The sequence below is a fragment of the Pseudomonadota bacterium genome (assembly GCA_030860485.1).
In the GTDB taxonomy this organism is placed as follows: Bacteria; Pseudomonadota; Gammaproteobacteria; order JACCXJ01; family JACCXJ01; genus JACCXJ01.
Window position 1 is genome coordinate 1 of sequence record JALZID010000011.1, and the last position, 2,599, is coordinate 2,599.

General features: G+C 58.0%; 2 protein-coding genes. Both read right to left on the bottom strand.

Translation table 11 applies throughout. The features are described from left to right. Positions 1-892: 892 nt before the first annotated feature. Positions 893-1,381 carry a hypothetical protein gene (locus M3461_00320; GenBank protein MDQ3772934.1) on the bottom strand — a complete coding sequence of 163 codons (489 nt, stop codon included), beginning with the start codon at positions 1,379-1,381 and terminating at the stop codon, positions 893-895. A 100-nt stretch (positions 1,382-1,481) separates the two neighbouring features. Then, the gene (locus tag M3461_00325; GenBank protein ID MDQ3772935.1) at positions 1,482-2,045 is read right to left on the bottom strand and encodes a hypothetical protein; all 564 of its coding nucleotides are present in this window, start codon (positions 2,043-2,045) and stop codon (positions 1,482-1,484) included. Positions 2,046-2,599: the final 554 nt, after the last annotated feature.

Below are 2,599 nucleotides of genomic sequence, written 5' to 3' on the forward strand. Positions count from 1 at the left end.
GCTGTAAACCAACACCTGAAGAGCGTAGTGCGGGAAATCCGCACGCTACGTTCTGTGGGAGCCGGGGGCGGGTGACCGCCTCCGGCGACCCGGTGGGTGCCGGGTAACCGGTATCCCTACCGCGACCTGCGCGAGAAAACGGAGCCACGTCGGTTGAGCCCTCCGACGCGATCAGACTTCACTTCCAGCGGATACTTAACGCCTCTGAGATTGCCCTGAAGGAGGCTCAGTGTCTTTTTGTCGTTGGTTACAGCTTCCCCTCGGCCGACACGACATTCCTCGATGTGGTCGCGAGGGCTTGTGCGAGCCGAGCGGAGCGGGGCCTCTCGCTCGTCGTGATCGACACGGTGGAGCGGACGCGAGCCGGAGGCCAACTTGCCCGCCTTCGGGACCTCTTCGGCCCTGCGCTGGCGGGAGCCATCGACTATTGCCCTCACGGCTTTGAGGCTTGGGGAAAGAGCCACGACTGCCTGGCCACTGCCAAGAAGACGCGGCGTGGAAGGCGAACCAGATAGCCCAGTCGCATGAAGTTCTTCTTCGACGAGTCAGGCAACTTCGGGTCACAAGATGGTCCCAAGATGGGGCCACACAAGATGCAAGAAGGGGTCAGGTCTTGTAATAACACATTGAAAGTAGGTTACGCATCAACGCAAGACCTAACCCCAATGGCGTGCGTCACCTCCCGCTTTGAACCTACACATCGTCTGTTGTCGACTGGCTGAACTCGCCGACGGCTCGTTTCCCCATCCTCCCAACCACTGTCGCGCTGCCACGGTCTGCACTGCCGGAAGCATTCCCCATATATTACTGAGTCTCCCCCCGTCCGGGCTTCTTGAACAACGGTTGAAACGACCTTTCAGGTCGTCTCAATCCTTATTGGTTAGATGACGCTTCATCCACGCTTCAATTCTCGCTCTGCAAGGCGGATCACGGCCGCGAGGCGGCGGAAGACTAGCTCTCGCGGGATGGTGCGCGGGTCGACCAGGATGTCGTATTCGCTTCCGTATCGCAGTAGGTGTTGTGAATATAGATTGTTCAGGGTGCGCAGCTCGCCATCAAGATCGCCACGCAAAGGTTTAAGGCCATAAGCAGTTGACGCCTCCTTCGCAACCTTGAAGAGGTTGTGACCCAGGGGCTTCCGAAGGCGGACTATGAAGCGATCGTAGTCTCGTAGCAGTAAGAGACCCTTGAGCGTGACCTCTATGCCTTGACATAGCAGATGTAGCAGGACGTGGTCGGTCCCCTCTGAGTTGCCCTGCCGCCGGAGGAGGATGGTAGCGCCGATGAACGCCTTGCCCTTAACGTACATCGAAGCGGCAACCTGCCGTTTCCCGTAACGGCTTAGGAACGCGTGGCCACTGGCTTCGATGATTCTCGTCATCTAACGTTTTTGTGAACGGCGGGCCAGCACATATGGTGGGATTGGCGCGGCGCTCGCGGCTCGTCCATTCCACCAGAAGTTAGGTAGGACGCTGCTGAGCCTACATGAACGCATCTTTGAGTATTGCCTTCCAGGCGGCTACTTGTGCGGGGACTGTGATATCCATGGTGCCTGTTTTACCATACGTTGTAAAGAAGCGGTCGCGTGCCTCGGCGGTCGTCTTAAGTTCCTCGCGGTAGTCGGCAAATGCCCTGAAAAGGTCTTCGCAGAGGGTGGTGACATTGAGGACGAGATTCGATATACCGTCGATATCCTTGACCGAAAGATGCAACTCCGCGCGCCATGATATGGCCACTCGAATGATCTGCCCCTCTACGCGAATGTCCGCGGTGTCGTAACGGTGGACGAGCCCGTTCCTCAGGATGTCGAAGAGGCTCTTGCCTATCACCTGAAACGGGCCGGCGGGTAGCAGGCGCGAGAAGACGTCAGCGCCCTCGCCGCTACCGTATCGATATCGGGCAAGCGTCTCGCAAGCGCAGGCCGCTAAGCCCGCGATGGCGAAGTTCCCTCCAGGGTCGAGTGTCAGGAACCGTTCGATATCGCTCTGGATAAAGCCGAACACGCGATGGTAATTCTCCTCGATGTTCGCAAAGGACACGGCCATGGTATGCCTCGACTCTGCCTAGCGGCTGACGCATAAGCCGCGCGCGGCTGCGACCAGAACGCTCGCGACCAGCACCCGCCCGCTAGCCAGAACGCTGGCTAGGGCGGCGCGGTAAGCGCTTCGGCTTCATGCGCGGGCGGCAATTCAGGGTGTCTAGGTCTTGCCCGCCAGCGTTGCTAACTTCTCGTGAATTAGTTGGTCGTTACCAGAGGCGGCTCCCGTTTGTAGCAATTTCTCCGATATCGCAAATGCCTCCTTGGCTTTTCCATCCTTCTTCAACTGGTTGGGAGTAGATCCCCCTCTGAGGCTAGAATCAATGGGTTAGGCGAGGGTCGGTCGTTGTATATGACAATGTTGTCGGGGGGCTAGGTAAGTGATGGGGCAGGAGACCTCTGGGATAATAGGAAGTCTGTAAACAAACCCAAATCCGGAGGGCTGCCCCAATGAGAGTTTCCCACGAACAGACCGCACCTGTCACCCCTGAGAAGGCCTTCGATCGGCTGCAGGCATTCATCCTGTACCTCCCAAAAGCATTACATCCATGTAATCCCGGT

Bases quoted from the DNA above. Each gene is read 5' to 3' on its own strand.
- M3461_00325 (MDQ3772935.1), bottom strand. From the start codon at position 2,045: ATGGCCGTGTCCTTTGCGAACATCGAGGAGAATTACCATCGCGTGTTC.
- M3461_00320 (MDQ3772934.1), bottom strand. From the start codon at position 1,381: ATGACGAGAATCATCGAAGCCAGTGGCCACGCGTTCCTAAGCCGTTAC.